Raw genomic sequence first — 4,210 nt, 5'->3', positions numbered from 1 at the left:
GTGTTCGCAATCGGGCGGCCAATCGGGACAATGGCCCCATCAAATTCATCGGGGCAACTCCAGGTCGCCGCACAAACTGTTGCTTCGGTAGGTCCATAAGCATTGACAATGGATGCTGGAGCCAGACTCCGGATGAGTTCTGCCTTCGGCAGCTCTCCAGCAAGAATGAGAACTTGCGATCCCAAGCCTTCCAGCTTCTGGCTTCCCTGAAGCAAGGCTGGAGGCAGCGTCGCATGCGTGATGGCTTCGCTTCGCAGATAATCCGATAGCTTGTTACTCGCTTGACGGAGCTCATCCGCAGGCAAATGCAATGCGGCTCCCGAGCCAAACGCCATAACAAGCTCCGAGGCGCTTGCATCAAAACTGAAGGAGGCGAACTGCACTACGCGGCTGTTGCAACAAACGCCAAAAAGCCCGATCTGAGCCAAGCTGAGATTGACCAAGCCGCGATGCTCGACCATGACCCCCTTGGGGGTGCCTGTGGATCCCGAGGTGTAGATCACATAGGCGAGATGGCGCGAGGTCAGCCCGAGCGCACGTGGGTCCGGATCCGACGCCGGCAGGTCTGCCCACGCCGGCATGGCCGTCTCCAGATCCACCACGCTCACATCGGCCAGCGCATCAGCGCCCAGCGCGGATCGGCCGGCCGCATCGGCCAGCAGCACTCGCGGCGCCGCATCGTCGAGAACCTGCCGCAGCCGCGCCGGCGGATAGGCCGGGTCCAGCGGCAGGTACGCCCCGCCCGCCTTGAGGATCGCCAAAAGCCCGACCACCATCGCCACGCTGCGCGCAACGCAGATCGCCACCGGCTGGTCCGGCCTGACCCCGAGCCCGATCAGATGATGCGCCAGCTGGTTGGCGTGCGCATTGAGCTCGCCATAGCTGACGCGCTGGTCCTGATAGACCACCGCCACCGCGTCCGGCGCACGGCGAACCTGTGCCTCGAACAGCTCGTGGATGCACACGTCCAACGGATAGGCCGATGCCGTCCGGTTCAGCTCCTCCAACAGATACGCCCGCTCGGCGGACGACAGAAGCTCAATCCGCCCGACCTCTTGCTGCGCATCGGCAACCATCGCCCGCAGCAGCGTCAGCAGATACCCCCGCTGCCGCTCGATCGTTGTCCGATCAAACAGCGCCGTCGCATAACCAAACGTTCCGGCGATGACCTCGCCATGCTCACCAAGGTTCAGCTCCAGATCAAACTTGACCTGATCGAAGCCGTCTGCCGCCGCCTCCACACGCAGCCCAGGAAGGTCGAACGTCCCAGCGGCGTTGTTCTGCCAGGCCAGCATCACCTGGAACAACGGCGTGTGATCAAGAGCCCGGGGCGGCTGCACGATCTCCACCACCTGCTCAAACGGCAGGTCCTGGTACTCCTGCGCAGCCAGCACCGTGCGCCGCGTCCGCTCCAACAGCTCCGACACGCTCGGCTCGCCCGACAAGTCCAGCCGGAGCGCCAGCGTGTTGACGAAGAAGCCGATCAGCTCTTCGATCTCGCGGCGCCCGCGATTGGCGCTCGGCACGCCAATCACAAGATCGTCCTGTCCCGACAGACGCGACAGCACCGCGGCCCACGCCGCCAGCACCGTCATGAACAGCGTCGTGCCATGCCGCCGGCTCAGCCGCTTCAGCTCCCGCGTCAGCTCCGCATCAATGACGATCGGGACCGTCGCCCCCGCAAACGACTGCTGCGCCGGCCGCGGCCGGTCCGTCGGCAGCGCCAGACGGGCCGGCGCGCCGGACAGATTGCTGCGCCAATACTGCGCCTGGCTCTGCAGCCGCGCGCCCGACAGCCACTGCCGTTGCCAGGCGGCATAGTCCGGATACTGGATTGCAAGCGGCGGCAGCGGATCGCCTTCTCCGGCCACGAACGCCCGGTACAGCTGACTGAGTTCACGCGCCAACACGCCCAGCGACCAACCATCCGAGACAATGTGATGCTGCGTCAGCAGCAAGACGTGCTCCTCATCCGCGATCCGTATCAGCCGGCCGCGGATCAGCGGGCCACGCGCCAGATCGAACGGCGTGCGCGCCTCTTCCCTGCACAGACTCAATAGCGCCTCGTCCGCATCCGGCCTGTCCCGCAGATCGTTCTCCACAACCGGCAGCCCCGCATCCTGCGGCAGCAGCTCCACCCAGGGCTTGCCCTCCGGCGCGACAAACACGCTGCGCAGCGCCTCATGGCGCGCCAACACACGGTCCAGGCTACGCTGCCAGGCGCTGCGGTCGAGCCCACCCTTGAGCCGCCAGCCGAGTGGAATGTGATAGTTCGTGCTGCCCTGATCCAGCTCCGCCAAAAACCACAGCCGCTGCTGCGCAAACGACAGCACAAGCGGCGCTTCACGCGACACCGGCGCAATGGCTGGCAGGCCTTGCGCGCCGGAGCGGCTCAACTCATCCATGATACTCGCGGCCAGATCGGCCAGCACCGGTTTGGCAAACAGCGTGGTCAGCGGCAGTGTGAAGCCAATGGCCTGCGAGACCCGACTGATCAGCTGCATCGCCAATAGTGAGTGCCCGCCGAGCGCAAAGAAGTGGTCGTGCCGTCCGACCCGCTCAACATCGAGCAGCTCGGCCCAGATCTCGGCCAGCGCCGTCTCGATCTCGCCCTGCGGCGGCTCATAGGCGCGATGCGCGTACGCCTCATCGTCCGGCGCAGCCAGCGCCTTGCGGTCCAGCTTGCCGTTCACCGTCAGCGGCAGCGCCGCCAGCCGCACGAACGCTGCCGGCACCATGTACTCCGGCAGGTGCGCACTTAGCTGGGCGCGCAAGGCGCCGGCAAGCTCGCTTCCATCCAGCCCGTTCGAAGCTGCTTCCGGCGCACACACCACATAGCCGACCAGACGCTTCTCGCCGGCCCGATCCGGTTGCGCCACCACCACCGCCTCGCGCACCAACGGGTGCTCGCAAATCCGCGCCGCGATTTCGCCCGGCTCGATCCGGAAGCCGCGGATCTTCACCTGGTCGTCGTTGCGGCCCAAAAACTCCAGATTGCCGTCCGGCAGGTAGCGCGCCAGATCGCCGGTCTTGTACAGCCGGTCGCCGTCCACAAAGGGACTGGCGATGAACCGCTCCGCGGTCAGCTCGGGCCGGTTCAGGTAGCCCCGCGCCACCCCCGCCCCGCCGACGTAGAGCTCCCCGACCGCGCCAAACGGAACCGGTGCACCATGACCGTCAAGCAGATACACCCGCGTGTTCGCAATCGGACGGCCGATCGGCACAATAGCGCCATCAAACTCATCCGGACAACTCCATGCTGTCACGTCGATCGCAGCTTCCGTCGGACCGTAGAGATTGTGCAGGCCCGTCCAAGGCAAAAGGCTCCGAACCCTATGCACACTGGCGGCAGGGAGCGCCTCGCCGCTGCATAAAACTCGTCGCAGCGATCTGCAGCGCTCAACACTCTTCGCATCCATAAAGCTGACCAGCATGGATGGCACGAAGTGAACCGTCGTGATGCGTTGGCTGATGATCAAGTCGACCAATGCAGCGGGATCTCTGTGCGTACCCGGAGGCGCCAGCACCAGGGTCGCCCCTTCAAGCAAGGTCCAGAAGAACTCCCAGGCCGAGACATCGAAGCCAAATGGCGTCTTCTGCAACACGACATCAGTTGCCTTGAGAGCATAGGCGTTTTGCATCCAAATCAAGCGATTGACGATAGCCCGATGCTCATTCTGTGCCCCCTTGGGCGTGCCGGTGGATCCGGAGGTGTAGATCACATAGGCGAGATGGCGTGAGGTCAGGCCGAGCGCACGCGGGTCCGGATCCGACGCCGGCAGGTCTGCCCACGCCGGCATGGCCGTCTCCAGATCCACCACGCTCACATCGGCTAGCGCATCGTCGCCCAGCGCCGATCGCCCCGCCGCATCGGCCAGCAACAGGTGGGGCGCCGCATCCTCCAGCACCTGGTGCAGCCGCGCCGGCGGATAGGCCGGATCCAGCGGCAGATAGGCGCCCCCCGCCTTGAGGATCGCCAGCAGCCCGACCACCATCGCCACGCTGCGCGCAACGCAGATCGCCACCGGCTGATCCGGCTTCACCCCGAGCCCGATCAGATGATGCGCCAGCTGGTTGGCGTGCGCATTGAGCTCGCCATAGCTGACGCGCTGGTCCTGATAGACCACCGCCACCGCATCCGGCGCCTTTTGCACCTGCGCCTCAAACAGCTCATGGATGCACTGCTGCTCAGGATACGTCACCGCCGTCC

Annotated in this window: 1 protein-coding gene; it reads right to left on the bottom strand. The window is 65.3% G+C overall.

Annotated features, from left to right (window positions below):
• A partial coding sequence (locus HZZ13_RS36200; protein ID WP_197964199.1) for a non-ribosomal peptide synthetase occupies positions 1-4,210 on the bottom strand: 4,210 nt, incomplete at both ends.

Origin of the sequence: Bradyrhizobium agreste (assembly GCF_016031625.1) — a bacterium.
Lineage (GTDB): Bacteria > Pseudomonadota > Alphaproteobacteria > Rhizobiales > Xanthobacteraceae > Bradyrhizobium > Bradyrhizobium agreste.
This window is presented reverse-complemented; position numbering and strand designations above follow the sequence as displayed.